Origin of the sequence: Shewanella sp. UCD-KL12 (assembly GCF_001957125.1) — a bacterium.
Lineage (GTDB): Bacteria > Pseudomonadota > Gammaproteobacteria > Enterobacterales > Shewanellaceae > Shewanella.
On the sequence record NZ_MPHJ01000016.1, the window covers coordinates 96,769 to 115,718 of the forward strand.

The 18,950-nt window shown below is 45.5% G+C and carries 13 protein-coding genes; 6 read left to right on the forward strand and 7 right to left on the reverse strand.

What is annotated here, in order from left to right; all coding sequences use genetic code 11:
- The gene (locus BM736_RS20565; protein ID WP_076415648.1) at positions 1-1,059 is read right to left on the reverse strand and encodes an HlyD family secretion protein; all 1,059 of its coding nucleotides are present in this window, start codon (positions 1,057-1,059) and stop codon (positions 1-3) included.
- A gap of 97 nt (positions 1,060-1,156) precedes the next feature.
- On the opposite strand from BM736_RS20565, the gene BM736_RS20570 reads away from it, so the two are divergent.
- Positions 1,157-2,101: a LysR family transcriptional regulator gene (locus BM736_RS20570; RefSeq protein ID WP_143562451.1), complete on the forward strand. Its 945-nt coding sequence runs from the start codon at positions 1,157-1,159 to the stop codon at positions 2,099-2,101.
- 50 nt (positions 2,102-2,151) lie between these two features.
- Here BM736_RS20570 and BM736_RS20575 read toward each other — a convergent pair whose 3' ends face one another.
- Positions 2,152-4,749, reverse strand: coding sequence for a TRAP transporter permease (locus tag BM736_RS20575; RefSeq protein ID WP_076415652.1), 2,598 nt, complete (start codon positions 4,747-4,749; stop codon positions 2,152-2,154).
- 144 nt (positions 4,750-4,893) lie between these two features.
- Positions 4,894-5,856 (reverse strand): TAXI family TRAP transporter solute-binding subunit, encoded by a 963-nt coding sequence (locus BM736_RS20580; protein WP_076415654.1) that lies wholly within the window; start codon positions 5,854-5,856, stop codon positions 4,894-4,896.
- A 536-nt stretch (positions 5,857-6,392) separates the two neighbouring features.
- Between BM736_RS20580 and BM736_RS20585 the strand changes: the two genes are divergently transcribed.
- Positions 6,393-7,118, forward strand: coding sequence for a YebC/PmpR family DNA-binding transcriptional regulator (locus BM736_RS20585; RefSeq protein WP_076415655.1), 726 nt, complete (start codon positions 6,393-6,395; stop codon positions 7,116-7,118).
- Positions 7,119-7,359: 241 nt separating this feature from the next.
- Positions 7,360-8,415 carry a DUF4382 domain-containing protein gene (locus BM736_RS20590; RefSeq protein ID WP_076415656.1) on the forward strand — a complete coding sequence of 352 codons (1,056 nt, stop codon included), beginning with the start codon at positions 7,360-7,362 and terminating at the stop codon, positions 8,413-8,415.
- Between the two features lie 78 nt (positions 8,416-8,493).
- Here BM736_RS20590 and BM736_RS20595 read toward each other — a convergent pair whose 3' ends face one another.
- From BM736_RS20595 to zntR, 4 genes are all read right to left on the reverse strand, one after another.
- A complete protein-coding gene (locus BM736_RS20595; protein WP_076415657.1) occupies positions 8,494-10,485 on the reverse strand; it encodes a S9 family peptidase in 1,992 nt (663 codons plus the stop codon).
- Positions 10,486-10,881: 396 nt separating this feature from the next.
- Positions 10,882-12,795 (reverse strand): cytochrome c3 family protein, encoded by a 1,914-nt coding sequence (locus BM736_RS20600; RefSeq protein ID WP_076415658.1) that lies wholly within the window; start codon positions 12,793-12,795, stop codon positions 10,882-10,884.
- Positions 12,796-13,333: 538 nt separating this feature from the next.
- Positions 13,334-14,713 (reverse strand): SO_0444 family Cu/Zn efflux transporter, encoded by a 1,380-nt coding sequence (locus tag BM736_RS20605; protein WP_076415659.1) that lies wholly within the window; start codon positions 14,711-14,713, stop codon positions 13,334-13,336.
- Between the two features lie 2 nt (positions 14,714-14,715).
- Positions 14,716-15,195, reverse strand: coding sequence for a Zn(2+)-responsive transcriptional regulator (gene zntR / locus BM736_RS20610; RefSeq protein ID WP_076415660.1), 480 nt, complete (start codon positions 15,193-15,195; stop codon positions 14,716-14,718).
- 323 nt (positions 15,196-15,518) lie between these two features.
- Here zntR and purH point away from each other — a divergent pair, with 323 nt between their 5' ends.
- The 3 genes from purH to BM736_RS20625 all read left to right on the forward strand — a co-directional run.
- Positions 15,519-17,108, forward strand: a complete 1,590-nt coding sequence (purH, locus tag BM736_RS20615; protein ID WP_076415662.1) for a bifunctional phosphoribosylaminoimidazolecarboxamide formyltransferase/IMP cyclohydrolase — start codon at positions 15,519-15,521, stop codon at positions 17,106-17,108.
- A gap of 195 nt (positions 17,109-17,303) precedes the next feature.
- Positions 17,304-18,596: a phosphoribosylamine--glycine ligase gene (purD, locus tag BM736_RS20620; protein WP_076415664.1), complete on the forward strand. Its 1,293-nt coding sequence runs from the start codon at positions 17,304-17,306 to the stop codon at positions 18,594-18,596.
- A 138-nt stretch (positions 18,597-18,734) separates the two neighbouring features.
- Positions 18,735-18,950: transposase domain-containing protein (locus BM736_RS20625; RefSeq protein WP_179079089.1), on the forward strand; the 216-nt coding region annotated here is incomplete at its 3' end.

The window sequence follows — 18,950 nt, forward strand, 5'->3', positions numbered from 1 at the left end:
TTACTGACCTAGGTTTGCAGCAATGGCGTGTTCAAGTGGCTCACTGTGGGTATTAACCTTAACAACGGCACTTAATCCCGGCACCACTCGCGCTTGCGCTTCTGTTAAATCCAAACGAATTCGAACTGGAATTCGCTGAACTATTTTTGTGAAGTTGCCTGTAGCATTTTCTGCCGGTAGCAAACTAAATTTGGCACCGGAAGCAGGAGACAAACTATCGATAACACCATTAAAGGTTTTGTCGGGAAACGCATCGAGACTTATCTGTACCTGCTGACCCGGCTGCATATTCTGGATCTGGGTCTCTTTAAAGTTTGCCGTGATCCATACAGCGCCATCCGGCACCAAACTGTAAAGTGCTTGCCCAGGCTGAACGTACTGGCCCTTCAAGGCGCCACGTTTACCGATAACACCTGAAAATGGTGCACGCACTTGTGTATCTTCTAACTGAATTTTAGCAAGCTCGAGCCCAGCCTTTGCCTTGACCACACTCGCCTCAACTTGCTGAAGCTGGGCATTAAAAACCGTCAACTCCCTTTTCTGAGCGATGAGGCCAGCTTTTGCCTCATCTAAGTGAGCGCTAGATGACTCAACGCCAGCTTGTCTTTCATCGACGTCATCCTGCGAGCTGTAATTTTTCACCTTCAACTTCTTCGAACGCGATAACTGCTGCTGTGCCCTTGATAAGTCAGACTCAGCGGCGGCGACACTCGCTTGGGCTTGTTTAATCAAGGCATCTTGTAATTTCACCTTGGCCAATAATGCTTGCTGGTCTGCAACGCTACTAGCTAATTCGGCTTCACCTTGAGCCACTTTAGCCTCATATTGGTTATCTTCAAGTTGTGCCAGTAGCTGACCCGCCTCGACATGTTGGTTATCACTAATCTCGGTCATCACCACATAACCTGGTACTTTAACGCTTATATGGGAGATATCAGCCTCAACATAGGCGTTATCTGTCGACTCAAAGAAACGTACTTGTGTCCACCAGTAGTACCCACCAGCTACAAATGTAGCGATGACTAAAGGGATGATGATGAACATTTTGCTTTTGGACATAGGTGACTCCTTGATTAGAGGTTAATAGTCTACTACTGTCTCTATAGGTTTATTAGATAGCTAAAATATTACCCACTGTTTCACAGGTGTAACAATTATGGATTTAAATCGCGTTCAGATGTTTGCTCAGGTTGTAGAGCAGGGAAGCTTTACTGCGGCAGCTAAGGTATTAGGCCTAACAAAGGCGACGGTTAGTCGAAAAATAGCCGAGTTAGAAGCCGATGCAGGCGTGCAACTTCTATTTCGCACCACAAGAAAGCTTAAGTTAACCGAGTCAGGTTCGGCCTATTACAGCAAGGTACATAGAATCTTAACGGATCTTAGCAATGCCGAAGATCAGCTCAGCGCTAATCAGGAGCTCATTAAAGGAAACCTGAGCATAGTTTGCCCTATTGAGTTAGGTCAGTTGTTTCTCGGGCGTATTTTTGCCCGTTTTTTGGAGCGTTACCCTGACATCACCATAGAAGCCGAACTCAGTAACCGTAAGGTTGATGTGGTTGAAGAAGGGATCGATATACTCTTTCAAATCACCAGCACTACGGATACCAGATTACAAAGTTACGACCTGATCAATACCTCAAAAACCTTAATGGCTAGCCCTGCCTATTTAGAAAAATTTGGCACACCTGTTAACCCAAGAGATCTACAACAGCATAAGGGGATACGGCTCAAGTCTGCCCATATTGACGCCAGTTGGACCCTGTTTGATGGTCAGGCATGGGTCACTTATGAGCCTGAAGCTAGACTAACAGTCAATAATGTCACCCTAGCAAGAGAAGCGGCCATTGAGGGATTAGGGATAGCAACGGTACCAGATCTCATTGCCCGGCAAGCCTTAGATTATAAGCAGCTTATCCCTTTGCTAGAAGATTTCCCTATGGCACAGACTAAGGTGACCATCTGTTTTCCACAGCGAGCTTATCTGCCTCGTAAGTACAGAGTATTTATCGATTTCATCTATCAGAGCCTAAGTGAAAACACCGACTACGTACTGCTCGATATACCTGATTTTGTCACACTTGCAGATAAGCCAGAGCAATAAAAAAGCCGTTAACTGAGTAACAGCTAACGGCTTTTTAAACTTAGCTAGAACTAGGCTCTTACAGGCTCAGCGTCGATCTTCACTTCAGTAGAAAGACGTCTGCGTTGACGCCAGAACACTAAACCAGCCAGCATCAAGGCAGGAATAAAGATCCACTCTTTGGCAAAACGAATATTGGTTTCCTGAACCGCTAAGATCTGCTGATCAAAGTCCAAGCCGGCTTTTTGCGCATTACTGGCGAAACCAACCATGTCCACCACAGTCTGACCTTTATCGTTCTGCATCAGCATCAAGCCTGCATCATCGAGTCGTTGCTGCGCCGTATCCGCGTGTGGTAAATCCAACATGATCACCCTTTGCTTACTCTCGCCTTTGTAAGTTTCATAACCCATCACAAGGCGTAGTGGTTCATCCTCTGCAAGCGTCTCAACCACCTGAGTGATCTCACTGCCAGGATGATCAATGAACTTAGGCTGGATCTGATCGACCCAAAAATCAGGACGAACGATACTGAAGGCTACCAAAACCAACAATGCCGACTCGTAACGCTTGTTGAACGTCACGAAATATCCCTGCATCGCGGAGGCAAACAAACACATGGCCACCAGTGTATAACCAAAGATAAACATCATCTGCCAAATGCTATCGATACCCACCAAGATAATGTCGGTATTAAAGATAAACATAAACGGCAATACTGCAGTTAACATGGCGTATTTAAATGCCTGAACACCTGTTTTGATAGGATCGGCTTTCGAGATTGCCGAGGCAGCAAACGCCGCTAGCCCTACAGGTGGAGTAATGTCGGCCATAATACCGAAGTAAAATACAAACAAGTGAACAGCAATCAGTGGCACAATTAATCCATGCTGAGCCCCTAGGCTTATCACGACTGGCGCCATCAGACTAGAAACAACAATATAGTTGGCTGTCGTTGGTAGTCCCATACCTAAAATCAAGCTAATCACGGCGATCAAGACTAGCATCAAACCTAAGCTGCCACCCGACATTACCTCCACCAGCTCTGTCATCACAGGCCCAAGCCCGGTCAAGGTTACCGCACCAACCACAACACCAGCAGCGGCGGTCGCCACGCCGATGCCGATCATGTTTCTAGCACCAGTCTCTAAGCCATCGAGTAGATCTTTGATACCCGCCTTAATGTCACTCAAACCAGCTTGCTGTCCTCTAAACAGACTAAACAGTACTCGCTGTGAAAGCAGGATAAAGATCATAAATGCCGTGGCATAAAAGGCCGATAAACCCGGAGAGAGCTTCTCCACCATCAAACACCAGACCAAGATAACCACAGGCAATAGGAAGTGCAGACCGGATTTAACCGTTGGGCCAAGTTTTGGTAGCACTGGCGTGGTGCAATTTGGGTCATCGACTGCTAAATCTGGCTGTTTGGCGCTGCGAGAAACTAAGAATAGATACGCGAGCAAGGTCCCTACGGAGATGATCCAAACCGCAGCATCACCTGTCATGCTCTTGATCATGTCCAAGCCAAAGTAAACCACACCCGCGAGAATAATCAGGCTAGAGATGGTAATCCCCGAACGCAGTAAGCGTAACTTCCACGGCGCAGGTGCCTCGGTGCGCTCAATGCCCTGCAGGTTAGCTTTTAACGCTTCAAGGTGCATGATGTAAAGGAAGGTCAGATAGGCTGCAATCGCTGGAATAAAGGCATGTTTAATCACCTCGACATAAGGAATACCGACATACTCTACCATCAAGAAAGCAGCTGCTCCCATGATAGGTGGCATGATTTGACCATAACATGATGAGGCAACCTCAACGGCTCCCGCCTTATGTGCAGGCAAGCCCATGCGCTTCATCAAAGGAATAGTAAAAGTACCTGTGGTCACCACGTTAGCAATCGAAGAGCCTGAAATAAGCCCTGTCATACCCGACGCCAACACAGCCGCTTTAGCCGGCCCCCCGCGCATATGACCCAAGAGTGCAAATGCCATCTTGATGAAATAATTACCCGCGCCAGCTTTCTCTAATAGCGCCCCAAAGAGGACAAATAGGAATACGAAACTAGTAGATACCCCCAAGGCTATGCCAAACACACCTTCGGTTGTGATCCACAGATGACTGGCCGCTTTTGAGAGTGATGCGCCGCGGTGAGAGATCACCTCAGGCATATAAGGACCCGCAAAGATATAGATCAAAAATAGGCCCGCAACAATCATTAATGGCGGACCTAAGGCTCGTCTGGTTGCCTCAAGCAGTAAGACCATACCAATAACAGCGGCATAGATATCCGTGGAAACAGGTGCTCCGGGTCTGGTGGATAACTGCTCATAGAAAAAGAACAGATACAGGGTGGCTCCAGCGCCTAAAAAGGCAAACAGCCAGTCTTGAATGGGCACACTCTGTTTTTTAGACGATTTAAACGCTGGAAAAGCAGTAAAAGCGAGGAACACAGCAAACGCTAAGTGGATCACCCTAGCTTGTGTATCATTAATAATACCGACATTTAATATAAACGGCAGCGGTGAGGCATACCAAAGCTGAAACAAGGCCCAGGACAAGGCAATACAAGTGATCAACTTGCCAGCAAACCCCGTTAACTGTCTGGAGCCAGAATCATTGCTCGCGGCTATCTCCGCCAACGCCCCTTGATCTTGTGTTTTTTGCATGTGAATAACCTGCTTGAACTGATTGTGCTCCCCCAATGGGCATCACAAAACATCGGTAAATCTTCTGGCGAATTAGGGCAGTGTAGAATGCCTACACTGCCCTAACGGTTTACCAGATTATGTATTAAGCGCGAACGTGGCTGACTAGTTGATTAAACCAGCTTCTTTGAAGTATTTCTCAGCACCAGGATGAAGTGGCGCCGTATTTCCCTCTAGCATCTCTTCTTTGGTCAGGTTAGCAAAACCTGGGTGCAGACGACGGAAGTTATCGAAGTTATCGAATACCGATTTTACCGTCCAATAAACCGACTCATCAGATACTTTGGTACTCGACACCAGTGTCGCCTTCGCACCAATGGTGGTGACAGGCTTATCGTTGCCGCTGTACATGCCGCCTGGTATCTCATAAGAGACAAAGTAAGGTGTAGACTCCACCATCTGCTTCACCTCAGTATCGTTAACGCTAACAACGGTAGTGTCACAAGAGGTTGTTGCTTCTTGTACCGCACCATTAGGGTGACCGACAAAGTAGACCATGACATCAATTTTGTTATCACAAAGGGCCTGGGCCTGCTCAGCAGCCTTTAGCTCTGACGCAAGACGAAAATCACTACGACTCCAGCCTTTAGCATCCATAATGGCTTCGATAGTGGCACGCTGACCAGAGCCTGGCTCACCAATGTTGACTCGCTTACCTTTTAGGTCGTTAAAACTGGTGATATGGGCATCTTTACGAGCTACAACCGTAAATGCTTCGGTGTAGATAGAGAATACTGAGCGTAGGTCTTCATAAGGGGCTGCATTAGCGAATGCGCCTTTGCCTTTAATCGCATTGTACTGCTGATCAGATTGAGCAATACCGAACTCAAGCTCACCCGCCCTGAGGGTATTAAGGTTATAAACTGAACCACCTGTGCTTTCTACCGAGCAGCGCATACCGTGCTCTTGGTTATTTTGATTAACCAAGCGACACATGCCACCGCCAGCAGGATAATAGATCCCTGTAACGCCACCGGTACCGATAGTTAAAAACTCTTGCGCCTGAACCAAGGGGGTTATTGCCATGGTCGACAACGCAGCGGCTACGAGGATAGATCTCTTAGACATGATAGTTTCCTTCAGTTTGCAGTATATCGGCGTGATTCTTATAGCCGCTGAACAACCGCTTTATCGCTCGATAAAACTAAAGAAAATTCATCTTTTTGTTGATTTCAGCTTCTATTGCCACGCTCTAATTTAGGCTTAAACCCTCTTAGAAAACGATTCCCTAAACAAGCTTTAATGTGCTTCCATGTCTAAAAAAGCACCCAATTCAACAACACTCCAACCTAGAGGCAACCAAAGAAAAACAGTTTGAACAGATATTGGTTTAAATTAGCGATCAAAACCAGACCAAACTCGCCTAAACTGTTCACCTTTAACGCATGATTGTTTACAACACTCCGAAACCCAGCCTACATGGGCAGTTTAGCGCTATGCATCGTACAGTTCACCGAACTTATCACTCACACTTTAGCCTCAAAGCGGATCCATTTTGAGTAAACTGAGATCCATTTATAGAATTAAAAACTCCCCCCTGCAAAAGTGTCGCTAAAGCTGCTAACATTGCAGACAATTTTTTAAGCATAATGAGATAGGGCAAGATGGGAAGAGCATACCAAAACCGCAAAGAGTCTATGGCTAAAACTGCTGGTCAGAAAACCAGAATTTACTCAAGATATGGTAAAGAGATATATGTTTGCGCAAAAAATGGTGGCTTCGACCCCGACGGTAACCTGCCACTACGTCAGCTGATCACCAAGGCTAAGAAAGATCAGGTGCCTGCACACGTTATTGAACGCGCTATCGACAAAGCAAGAGGCGGTGGCGGTGAAGATTATGAAACAGCACGCTACGAAGGTTTCAGCCCAGGCGGCGCTATGGTTATCGTTGATTGCTTAACAGACAATGGTAAGCGTACCTTTACCGAAGTACGCCAAGCTTTTGTTAAAAACGGTGCTAAGTTAGGTGGCCCAGGAACTGCTGGCCATATGTTTGATCATCAAGCAGTTTTTGCCTTTAAAGGTGAAGATGAAGAAGCCGTACTTGAAACATTAATGATGGCTGATGTCGATGTCACAGACATTGAAGTTGAAGATGGGATGGTAAGTGTATTTGCCCCTCATACTGAGTTTTTCAAAGCTAAAACAGCGCTGACAGAGGAAGATAGCGAGCTTAATTTTGAGGTGGAGGAGATCACTTTCGTTCCTCAGAACGCTCATGAGATCACTGACCCAGAAGTGGTTGAACAATTTGAAAAGTTCTTAGCTGCACTTGAAGATTGTGATGACGTACAAAACGTTTACCACAATGCTGAACTACCAGCTTAAATAATAAGTTGAAGGTGCTATTTCTCATATAGCACCTTCATTGATTAACCCTTGCCTTCCGCCAGATTAAACCTATTACATACTCCTCATTAAAGCCGCATTCTTAATAGACTTTTCATGCTCAAGCTCTACCCTAATCCCTAATGGACAACTATATTTAACGGAATATGCGTCGGTAAAGCCATATAAAACGAGAGAACAAGTCTTGCCGCACTCTAACCAACATACTATTAGGTCAATGATGAAACATACTAAAACAGTGATTGCCATTGCCATCGCAAGCCTACTCGCAGGCTGTGGCGGCAGTGATAGTGATAGCGATAACAACACACCAGATCCAACAACAGGCACCTTCAGCTTAGGTGTTTCAGACAATCCTGCCGATGCCGACGTCGTCAATATCGCCTTTAAACAAGTGGTATTAAAAAACAGTGACGGCGCAATTTCATTTGACGTATCCGAAGACGGTGAACTCAAACATGTCGACCTGCTAACGGTGCAAGGCCAAGAAGTTGAAACTTTAGTCACTGGTCAATCTGTCCCTCTGGGTGAATATCAGATGTGTATTTATATGCAAAAGAGTGAAACGGCTAACCCCGATAGCTCTTATGTTGAAACAGCCTCTGGTATTGCGGGACTGACAACCAATAGCAATGGTTCTTGTGGTGGTGAAGGGGCAGAGGATGAAGATACAGGCCGCCTGTTTTTCAATAAATCGTTCACGATCGCCGCTGGCACTAATACCTTTGTCGCTGAATTTAATTTAGCCAAAGGACTGCAGGCCCCTCACGGTAACAAGGATTACTGGACCTTAAAGCCAACATCTGTGCAGCTTGTGAATAGATCTGAAGTCGGTGCCATTACTGGACAAATTAGCCCAGAAACAACTGCAAGCTGTCAGTCTGCAGCCGTTGAACTTGGCCTACCCGATGAATACAGTCCGGCTGTTTACTTATACCCTACAACCACAGCGCTCACTGATATGGCTGACTTCAGAGGAGAAGATGTCCCCTACCTGCTTACCGAAGTCGCACCGATAACTTCAGCACGAGTTAACGAGCTCACAAACGACTCTGAAGAGGTGATAGGTCACGAATATGAGTTTGGTTTCGTCGTTGCAGGGGATTACAGCTTAGGCTATACCTGTGTGGCACAAAATGATGACCCAGAAGCTGCGAATACACCCGATGATGAAACCGATGCCTTCTTCATCCACCTCGATGAGCAAGATGTCACTATCACTGAGGGAGGCACAACTGAACGTCATTTTCCTGAGACATTTGTTCCAACGCCTTAAGCCGCTGTTCAAATAAAAAAGGCACTCTACTGAGTGCCTTTTTTGGGGCTAAGTAAGACTAATTAATTTGTAATGAGATTACTTAGTCGCTACTTGCTCTCCTGGAAGCTGGCCCGCATCGCCTTTAAGATACTTATCTAGGAACTTAACATAAGCTTCTGAGGCGGTGATTCGGTTTTGCTTCTTACGAAATCCATGACCCTCATCGTCAAATACCACGTACTCTACGGGGACACCGTTTTGTTTTACCTTTTCCACCAGCTCATCACTCTCCACCTTTAGCACACGGGGATCGTTAGCCCCTTGAATAACCATGAGTGGCTTAGTGATATTTTGCGCATGAAATAGCGGTGAGATAGCACGATGACGCTCGCCATCGGTGGCAGGATCGCCCATTTCATCGTAAAGCGCCTTCTTAAACGACTCCCACCAAGGTGGAATAGACTCTAACGTTCGTACCCAGTTAGTGACACCGAAGATATCGATACCAACTTGAAACTCCTCAGGTTCAAAGGCCAATGCAGCAGCGGTCATATAGCCACCGTAGCTACCACCAACAATGCCGATTTTATCGCCATCGACCCAATCGAGTGTCTGCAGATACCTCTTACCATAGATAATATCCTGCAGATCATTCTCACCATGATTCTTATCATCTAGATGAAAGAAGGTCTTGCCGTAACCTGAGCTACCACGATTGTTCACTGCAAATACCGCATAACCATGGTTAATCAGGTGCTGACGCATGGCGCTGTAACCTGTGCGGCTCTGACCACCGGGACCGCCATGGACAAATACGATAGCAGGCTTCTTGTTATCTGCGCTTGCATCGATAGGTTTAAACAGTAATCCGGGGATCACCAACTCATCAAAGCTCTTGAAACGAACCACCTCACTGGCGACAAGATCATTTGGATTAATTTTTGGATTCAAGGCTTGTGTCAGCTGTTTAGCTGAGTCAGCACCGAGCTGCCAAACAAACAGGTTTGATGGCGAGATATCAGAGTTGATATAGAAGGCAACTGTGGCTTCATCTTTAGAGAAGTTAACACTACGCAGATCGCCATCTGGAAGCTGAGGTAATTTTAGTGCCTTACCTGTCTTTGTATCTAAGATGCTGATACGGGTGCTAGCGTCGGCATTAACACCAGATACGCGATAACGACCTGACTCTGAGAAATAAACAAAGCTGACATTCCAATCATCTTTCACCGCTAAAGCATGCTCACCAGTGGCAATGTCGTACTGCCATACTTGCGAGAACTCCCCTTTAGCGTCGGTGCTGTAATACAAGGCACTGCCGTCGGCCGAGAAGGTCATGGGGTTATAGTTGGCTGGATCAGTATGTTGACTGATGAGTGTCGGTTTAGCACTGCGTTTTCTGAAATCTAGCAGGTAGGTATCACTGTCTCTATTGGTATGAGTTTTAGACAAAGAAACAAAGTGACCATCGCTCGATACTTCTGAAATATCAAAACCTAGCTCATTGGTAAATACTAACTCACGCTTATAGGTCTTAGCATCATAACGGTAAAGATCCATAAACTTTGGATCGCGCTCGTTAGTGGTCGCAAAAAAGTAAGCCCCATCATTGGTAAAATTCACAAAGTCGGCACGTGTCTCTTCACCCGGCGTGATATCAACTATCTTGCCATCTAGCTCCCGTACAAATAGATGGTAGAGCTCATTACCGCCATTATCTTGGGTCAGCAATACTCGGTCATCATTGGGAAACCAAGATACGGGGTAGGTCGTGTCTTTGAATGTCGTCAAAGGAGATTGCTCCCCCGTAGCAGCATCTACCTTATACAGGTTAAAGATCCCCGACTTATCTGAACCTATTAATATCGACTTACCATCAGCTGAAAAAGATGATCCAAAGTAAGTCGTTGTCTCGAAGAAGGTCTTAGCATCGTATCGTTGCAGTGGCGCTTGCTGTGTTAGCTCAGTCGTTGCAGCACCACTTTGGCTGGTATTCGTTTTACTGTTATTTACAGCATCTGTCGAACATGCTGACAGGCCTATGCTAACAGCTAGTGCTAACACAGTTAGGTGAAGAGACTTTTTCATTGTGTTCCTCTTATATGTCATCGAAAAAGATCGTTAAAATCCATGTACTTCACGCCGAATACACTGAGCCAAAAGCTCAAAATACTTAGCCGGCACTTTTTACGAACAAATAGCAAGCTAACGCATACTTGGCTAAAAAACGAGTCATTTACATTAGTGGGGCAATATAAAGAGGCACTGAAGCTGTAAAGCTGTAAACCATAGGCAACAAAAAAGGCCCCTAAGGACCTTTGATGAATATGCGACTCATGTTTTAAGGTTGGGGATGGAAGTGGCAGCCTGCAGGGTAGCCACCTTCCATCCCCATTTACTGCTAAAGCTAAGCAGTAATCATCTACAAAGCTGCTGAGCGGTTACCAGCAGCTCTCACTTATCGCTAATACTTACTTTAAGTATTTAAAGTGCACGGTCAAAAACGTGGAACTTATCGATACCGTAAGACTTACCTTCAGCATGACAAGTTGCACAAGACTCTGAAGTTGGCAATGTATACCAATCTTCTAGCTTCTCAGCATTGATTTCACCACCTTGCTGAAGCATGTGGTTCTTCGCTGAATCATCATTATGACAAGCAAAACAGTTAGCTGTTATTGGGCTAGTCATTACACCTGATGTACCACCGTTATAAGCTTTAGACAGGATGTACTGGTTAGGAATCGCATTCAAATCGATACCTTCAGCATGACAAGCAACACAGTTTTCAGCATTTAGCTTAGCGGCTGAGTTTTCTTCTCCATCAGGGTCTGTTGCAGTATTGCCTACACCCCAGTGCATGCTGTGAACCATAGGACCAAAGCCTGGTGCTGAGTTCTTCGCACTACGATCTTGGCCATTGTTATGACACGCTACACAGTCCAAGCCACCTTCGTTGTAACTACCATTTTTATGGTAGTTTGTCTCGTTAGTGTGACAGGTAGTACAGCTATCAGCTGTTACGCTGTGTCGACGATCAAACTCTTGTAGCTTGATACCTGAATGATCGACAACATCTGAGTAGCTAGTTAATGAAACACCGTCATAACCGCCATCTTCATCCTGCTGCTTAAATGTCACTCGAGTACTCGCCGTTAAGCCAGCTAAACGATAATCGCTGTCTAAACCATCAAGATGTGGGTAACAGATTGAACGGCTACCACTAACATTCTCAATATATTGCTCAGAACCACGCGGGCTAGGACGGCCCACTAACGAATCATTTTGATAACCGTGCACGTATGCACCTGCATATGTCAGCGTACCATCGGCATACAGTGCCGCGATATTAAGCTGAACTTCTGTATCACCTTCAGTATTAAACAAGGCAACATCGGTACACCAACCACCATTAGGGTAGTCTTCCCACTCTAACGAGTCATTGAGGTAAGGGGCTGAAGTCGTTGTGTAATGAACTTCACGCAGCTCAGCACGGTCAGATACTTGCTTATGGAACAAGCGCATATCAGTACCATCACTGAACGCATTAAATGCTGTCGCTAGGTCTGATGTCTGAATGTTTGCAGCATCATGACAATCGATACAGGTCTGCTGTGAATACACTGTCTCAATTGGCTTCTCATGACAGGTGTAACAGTTAGACGGAGCAAAGTCTTTTTCAAACTTCTGATGGTTGATATGACCAATCTTCTGCATAGTGTTACGTGCGTAACCACCATCATCACGAGCAATGTTGCCGTGACATGTCATACAACCAGCTACCAGATCGGTTTCACCTTCTGGATTAATAGCTGTGTAGCTAGGATGCTTCAGTGATGATGCTGCATAGTCTGTGTGGCAAGCATGACAAGTTGCAGTTGAAGTCGTGTGAAGGTTTTCGCTCTTATCCACGACGATATAACGTGATTTTGCGATGTTATCACCACCACCGACAGCTAGACGAATTAAGCCTTCAGTTCCCGCTGTAACTGATGCCATTGGTGCGACAAACTCATATCGACCAGTCTCAATTTCAGTTAGCTCTGCGCCCTCTGTTGACTCACTCGCACTACCACCAAGAATGGTACCTTCGAAATCATCACGGCTGCGACCGATGCCACCTTCAGTCAACTCAGCGACTTCTGCATTGGCTTTTTCAAGACCCGAAATTAGATTGTTATCTTCATCGGTGATCTCAAATTCAAATCTGACCTGTCCATCTTCAAGCGCGTGGCTGATCATCTCAACATTAGTAACAGTTGACGTCTCTACCGAAGGTGGCGGTGTAGGCTTACCATCTTCACCGTCACTACCATCTTTACCATCACTGCCACAAGCAGATAGGCCCACGACCCCTGCAACTACCAAGGCTAGATAGCGTTTATTAAACTCTTTCATCATCACTCCGAAGCCATTATATATGACTATTTCATCATTGTTTTAATAGCAAGTTTGCTACTCCCCGCATAGATAACGATATGATGAAACCCTTACTCTTTGTGATGATTTAACTGAAAAACAGACCTAAGTCATAACATTTATGAACAAAAAACAAACGAGCAACAATACCTCTAAGTAGGTAGTCATAAGTTAACTCAAAAAGCCAAATAAAAAAACACAAACAGAAAGCAAATCCGCAACAAAAGCGTTAATTGCTACCATTAATGTACACTGAAAGTTAACTTAAACGGCAAGGTAATATTCTTAAATAATAACAACTTAAGATTAATCTAAATTACCTTTAGTAAAATTTGGAATTTGTATTTAAAATTCTGTAAAAAGTTTCAAGTGACGGTTAAACCTCAAGCTTGTTAACAAGCTAAAGCTGAAAGAGGTGGGTAAACGATACATGGCTAGTGAGCAGGAAACGGCGGCCTGCAGGGTGGCCGCCGTAACGAGCGTTAACTTAGGAGAATAACGTGCCTAAATCGAGTATTTATGAACAGCAGTCTCTTCGCCACCAATTTTTTGGTAACTTTTCAAGCAGTACTTTAGCCATCAATATCGCCAACAGCACACCCGAGCTATAAACAATAGCTGCAGGCAGTAGATTGTGATGATCGCCCACCTGAGGCATAACGACAAAACCATAGGTTTCTACAAGATAGTTAACCAGTATACCCGACACAAGTGCGACACCGAGCACCCCACCCAAATAGCCAAAGAGTGCCCGCTTACCCAGCTCTTTAGTGACCACACCTAAAGTCGCAATATTGGTCGCAGGCCCTGCGAGCATAAATACCAGCACAGCACCTGGAGAGACTCCAGCTAATAGCAGCCCAGCAGCAATAGGGGTCGATGCCGTAGCACAGATGTACATAGGGACAGATATCAGCACCATTACCAACATCGCCAGAATGCCATCTCCCCACTGCGCCATAAAATCACCAGGTACATAGGTTTGTACCAACGCTGCAAAGAACAAGCCTATGAGCAACCAAATGGTGGTGTCTCTAACTAAATCAGTTGCTGCAAAGTGTAAGCCTTTGCCGATACGGCTGAGAACAGAAGTACCTTTAAGCTCAGTAGCAACATCTTTAGTCGACTCACAGCAGCTGTCAGCTTCCGCTTTAGACGATTCACTCTTGGTTGAACTGCAGCAAGAGCTACTCACTTCAGCTTGAAGATTAGCCTTAGTTTCACTTTTAGCTTTGCTGCCACAGCAGGAGCTCGCTTTGCTCTGGGCAACAGGGGCTGCACTCAAAGTCGGCGCATTCATCAAACTATCACTTGCCGCCATCGGCGTCATAGTGACCACTGGCTTAGCTTTCTCTTCACCCTTAGTTGTGGATTTAGATGAGCAACAAGCGCTCACTTCTTTAGGTTCACTCTTATCACTTTTACTGCTACAGCATGATGCAACCGATGAGTTAACTTCCGTGGTAACAGCTGAGCCTTTCTGGCCGGAAATAGGGTCGTCTTTATCATCCCGACCGACTAAAATCCCGGCGACAATCGCACTAGTAACGGCAGCAATCGGCCTTACAATAGCCATAAATGGCCCAAGCAACACATAGGATACTGTCACTGAGTCAACACCTGTTTCAGGGGTTGAGACTAAAAATGAAGTGGTGGCTGCTTTTGAAGCACCAGAACGGCGAAGGCCCACAGCCGCAGGAATGACGCCACAAGAACACAATGGCAGAGGCGCACCTAATACCGCCGCTTTTACCGTAGTCTTAAAGCCATGGCCCCCCAGCTGCTTCTGCATCCACGCCATAGGCACAAACATTTTCAGCATTCCAGCAAGAAACAGCCCCAGCAAAAGCCAAGGTGCTGAGTCCAAAAACAGGTCAATAAAATTTGCTAACAACATACCTAACCCTTACTTTTACATTTTTTAGTGTACTGAGACTCATCATGGTGGTGACCATGGTTTTCACATTTAATTTTATCGGTATTAGACTCTAGCGCTTCTAAAATTGAGCAATGTTCGGCGCTTTCAGGCCCGCCACAGCAAGCATCTGACAAACGCTGTAATGAGATCTGAAAATGTTTCAACTCGGCAATTTTGTCATTTACATGCGTGAGTTTACTATCGACTAACCCTTTTACATCAGCACATGCCCAGTTAGATTTATCGAGCTCAATCGAAAGCAACTCAGTTATTTCTGACAAGGTAAATCCGACTGCCTTAGCCCGTAAAATAAAGCGCAATCTTTCAGCATCACTCTCTGTATAGATCCTGTAACCAGACTCTGTACGAGACGAAGGCGATAACAGGCCATGCTTTTCATAAAACCTTAAGGTGTCAGCCTTGACCTCACACTGTTTAGCCAGCTCTCCAATTCGGTACATTACTTGGGCTCCATAGGCTCATTTTAGGGGAATGCCAACAACAATTAGGCTGATTATAAACCTTGGAGTTAAATCTAAGGTCAAGGGTTATTATGCTGCTTCTTTATGACATATGCTTGTTCTGCTGTGCGTATTGTGAAATCGCGCAGAAAAAAACACTCTAGAGGGGTGTTTTACGTTAAAATGTGCGCGCTATGAATAGGGGCTCACTAAAGCAGCTAGGATTGAGGGACTTTTGGAAAGCAGTGTCGTATCAGAATTGATTGATATTGTTCTGTTTTCCGAAAGATCCTTAAATATAACTACTGGACACTGTACCCAAAATGAATAATGCCAGACCCATTCGTCGCGCGCTGTTAAGCGTTTCAGATAAAACCGGAATCCTTGAGTTTGCTAAAGCGCTACATGCTCAAGGCGTAGAACTGCTATCTACTGGTGGCACCGCCCGCCTTTTGGCTGACAACGGTGTGCCTGTCATTGAAGTATCGGATCATACCGGACATCCAGAGATCATGGATGGACGTGTCAAAACTTTGCACCCTAAAGTGCATGGTGGCATCTTGGCGCGCCGCGGTATCGACGAGCTTGTCATGGAACAAAACAATATCAAACCAATCGACCTTGTAGCCGTTAACCTATACCCATTTGCAGAAACAGTTGCTAAAGAAGGTTGTACGCTGGCTGATGCCGTCGAGAATATCGATATTGGTGGCCCGACTATGGTTCGCTCTACAGCTAAAAACCATAAAGACACCACCATCATTGTTAACGCTCAAGATTACGATCGCGTAATTAAAGAGATGAATGACAATGAGGGGAGTACAACCCTAGAAACACGTTTCGACCTAGCAATTGCCGCCTTTGAGCATACTGCCGCATACGATGGCATGATTGCTAACTACTTCGGGACTAAGGTTCCGGCGCACAGTAAAGATGAGTGCCATGAAGACTCTAAATTCCCACGCACTTACAACACTCAGCTAGTTAAAAAGCAAGACCTTCGTTATGGTGAAAACAGCCATCAAACAGCCGCTTTCTATGTCGATACCAATATCGATGAGGCTTCTGTTGCTAGCGCTATTCAGCTTCAAGGTAAGGCTCTGTCATACAACAATATCGCCGATACTGACTCTGCGCTTGAATGTGTTAAAGAGTTCAGCGAGCCAGCTTGTGTTATCGTCAAGCACGCTAACCCTTGTGGCGTTGCAGTAGGCAGCGATCTGCTAGATGCATACAACCGTGCTTACCAAACAGATCCTACTTCAGCCTTTGGTGGCATCATCGCCTTTAATGGCGAGCTAGATGAAAAGACAGCCAGCGCGATTGTTGAGCGCCAGTTTGTTGAAGTCATTATTGCGCCAAAAGTAAGCCAAGCAGCTCGCGATGCCGTTGCCGCTAAAGCCAATGTTCGTCTACTAGAATGTGGCGAATGGGGCACTAAAACAACGACACTTGATTACAAGCGTGTGAATGGCGGACTACTTCTACAAGATCGCGATCAGGGCATGGTCGGGATTGATGATGTGAAGATCGTATCTAAGCGTCAACCAACAGAAACTGAGATGAAAGATCTTATGTTCTGCTGGAAAGTAGCCAAGTTTGTTAAGTCTAACGCGATTGTTTACGCTAAAAATAGTATGACTATCGGCGTAGGTGCGGGCCAAATGAGCCGCGTATACAGCGCAAAAGTCGCTGGTATTAAGGCTGCAGATGAAGGGCTAGAAGTACAAGATTCAGTGATGGCATCTGACGCCTTCTTCCCATTCCGTGACGGTATTGATGCAGCAGCTGCTGCAGGTATCAGCTGTATTATCCAGCCAGGTGGTTCTATTCGTGACGAAGAGATCATTGCTGCTGCTGATGAGCACGGTATGGCGATGGTGTTTACCGGAATGCGTCACTTCCGTCATTAATTGAAAGAAGAAACTCGGTGCTAGGGTTTAGTTCCTAGGAGTTTTAACCCTGAGTTTCGAACAGAATATTAATTTTTAATATTTAGCGCAAAGCCATCAGTTCTAGAACAAGGAAAACATACGGAGTTTACGCGAGTAAATGAGTATGTTTGACGAAGTTAAAGAGCTGATGGAACAGCGATAAAGGATAAAAAGATGAATGTATTAGTTATAGGTGGCGGCGGTCGTGAACATGCATTAGCATGGAAGGCTGCTCAATCAACACAAGTTAACACCGTTTTTGTCGCACCGGGAAATGCAGGAACATCTGTTGAACCTAAACTAGAAAACGTCGCAATTAATGTCGAAGACATTCCAGCACTTGTGGCTTTTGCTCAAGATAAATCGATTGAGATCACGATTGTTGGTCCAGAAGTACCTTTAGCTCTCGGTGTTGTCGATGCCTTTAATGACGCAGGCTTACCCATTTTTGGCCCAACTCAAGGTGCGGCACAATTAGAGTCATCTAAAGCTTTCACTAAAGACTTTTTAGCACGTCATAATATTCCAACAGCAGCCTACTCTAACTTTACCGACATTGAGCCAGCTAAGGCGTATGTAAGCGAAGTAACAGCAACTACTGGCTTCCCTATTGTAATTAAGGCTGATGGTCTTGCTGCAGGTAAAGGGGTGATCATCGCCGAAGATCAGGCCGAAGCTGATGCCGCTATCGAAGATATGCTTGCAGGTAATAAGTTTGGTGAAGCTGGTTCTCGCGTGGTTATCGAAGAGTTCTTAAAAGGTGAGGAAGCTAGCTTCATCGTGATGGTTGATGGTAAGAATATTCTTGCTATGGCCACCAGCCAAGACCATAAAGCACGTGATAATGGTGATAATGGTCCTAACACTGGCGGCATGGGCGCATACTCACCAGCCCCTGTTGTGACTCAAGCAGTACATGACTGGACGATTAATAATGTTATCCGCCCAACTGTTGATGGTATGGCTGCTGAAGGTAATGTTTACACAGGCTTCCTATACGCTGGCTTAATGATCTCACCAGATGGCAGTGCAAAGGTGCTTGAGTATAACTGTCGCTTTGGCGATCCAGAGACTCAGCCAATCATGATGCGTCTTAAATCTGATCTTGTTGAGCTTTGCTTAGCGTCTACTCGTGGCGAGCTTGATAAGGTTACCGCTGAGTTTGATAGTCGTGCTGCTGTAGGCGTAGTACTTGCTGCTGGCGGTTATCCTGAAGCTTATCGCAAGCATGATGTTATCCAAGGGCTAGACCTTGGTAATAACGACGCCAAAGTATTTCATGCCGGTACGAGTATGAAAGATGGCAACATAGTCACTAATGGTGGCCGAGTTTTATGTGCAACCGCACTGGGTAATAGCGTCACAGAAGCTCAGCAATCAGCTTACGGCTTAGTAGATAAAATCCACTGGGATGATGTCTACTTCCGCACAGATATCGCTTACCGTGCGATTTCAAGAGAAAGTTAATACTCTAATACCTCTAGGTATAGCTGTTAACTAGATCTAAAAAGCCCTCATCACGAGTAATGCCGATCGTTTAAGAGGACTTGAACGATCCTGCAGATGAAAGATAATCCCTACCAGTATTCTGGTGGGGATTTTTTTATGTTTGCGCAAGAGCTTGAGCTAGTTCATGAGTCTGTTGAAGAAAGTGGGTCTTATGGTTCTGTAATGGAGGCTATTGATTCAGAGTGGATAGAGCAGTCATTACTCACAGCCAACAAGGCAAGTATCCGTAATCGCCGTTTGCCTGCACAGCAGGCAGTCTGGCTCGTGCTTTGGATGGGGTTAATACGTAACCAGTCCATCAAAGAGGTTTGT

Bases quoted from the DNA above. Each gene is read 5' to 3' on its own strand.
- BM736_RS20580 (WP_076415654.1), bottom strand. From the start codon at position 5,856: ATGTCTAAGAGATCTATCCTCGTAGCCGCTGCGTTGTCGACCATGGCA.
- BM736_RS20605 (WP_076415659.1), bottom strand. From the start codon at position 14,713: ATGTTGTTAGCAAATTTTATTGACCTGTTTTTGGACTCAGCACCTTGG.
- BM736_RS20600 (WP_076415658.1), bottom strand. From the start codon at position 12,795: ATGAAAGAGTTTAATAAACGCTATCTAGCCTTGGTAGTTGCAGGGGTC.
- BM736_RS20585 (WP_076415655.1), top strand. From the start codon at position 6,393: ATGGGAAGAGCATACCAAAACCGCAAAGAGTCTATGGCTAAAACTGCT.
- BM736_RS20565 (WP_076415648.1), bottom strand. From the start codon at position 1,059: ATGTCCAAAAGCAAAATGTTCATCATCATCCCTTTAGTCATCGCTACA.
- BM736_RS20570 (WP_143562451.1), top strand. From the start codon at position 1,157: ATGGATTTAAATCGCGTTCAGATGTTTGCTCAGGTTGTAGAGCAGGGA.
- BM736_RS20590 (WP_076415656.1), top strand. From the start codon at position 7,360: ATGAAACATACTAAAACAGTGATTGCCATTGCCATCGCAAGCCTACTC.
- zntR (WP_076415660.1), bottom strand. From the start codon at position 15,195: ATGTACCGAATTGGAGAGCTGGCTAAACAGTGTGAGGTCAAGGCTGAC.
- BM736_RS20575 (WP_076415652.1), bottom strand. From the start codon at position 4,749: ATGCAAAAAACACAAGATCAAGGGGCGTTGGCGGAGATAGCCGCGAGC.
- purD (WP_076415664.1), top strand. From the start codon at position 17,304: ATGAATGTATTAGTTATAGGTGGCGGCGGTCGTGAACATGCATTAGCA.
- purH (WP_076415662.1), top strand. From the start codon at position 15,519: ATGAATAATGCCAGACCCATTCGTCGCGCGCTGTTAAGCGTTTCAGAT.
- BM736_RS20595 (WP_076415657.1), bottom strand. From the start codon at position 10,485: ATGAAAAAGTCTCTTCACCTAACTGTGTTAGCACTAGCTGTTAGCATA.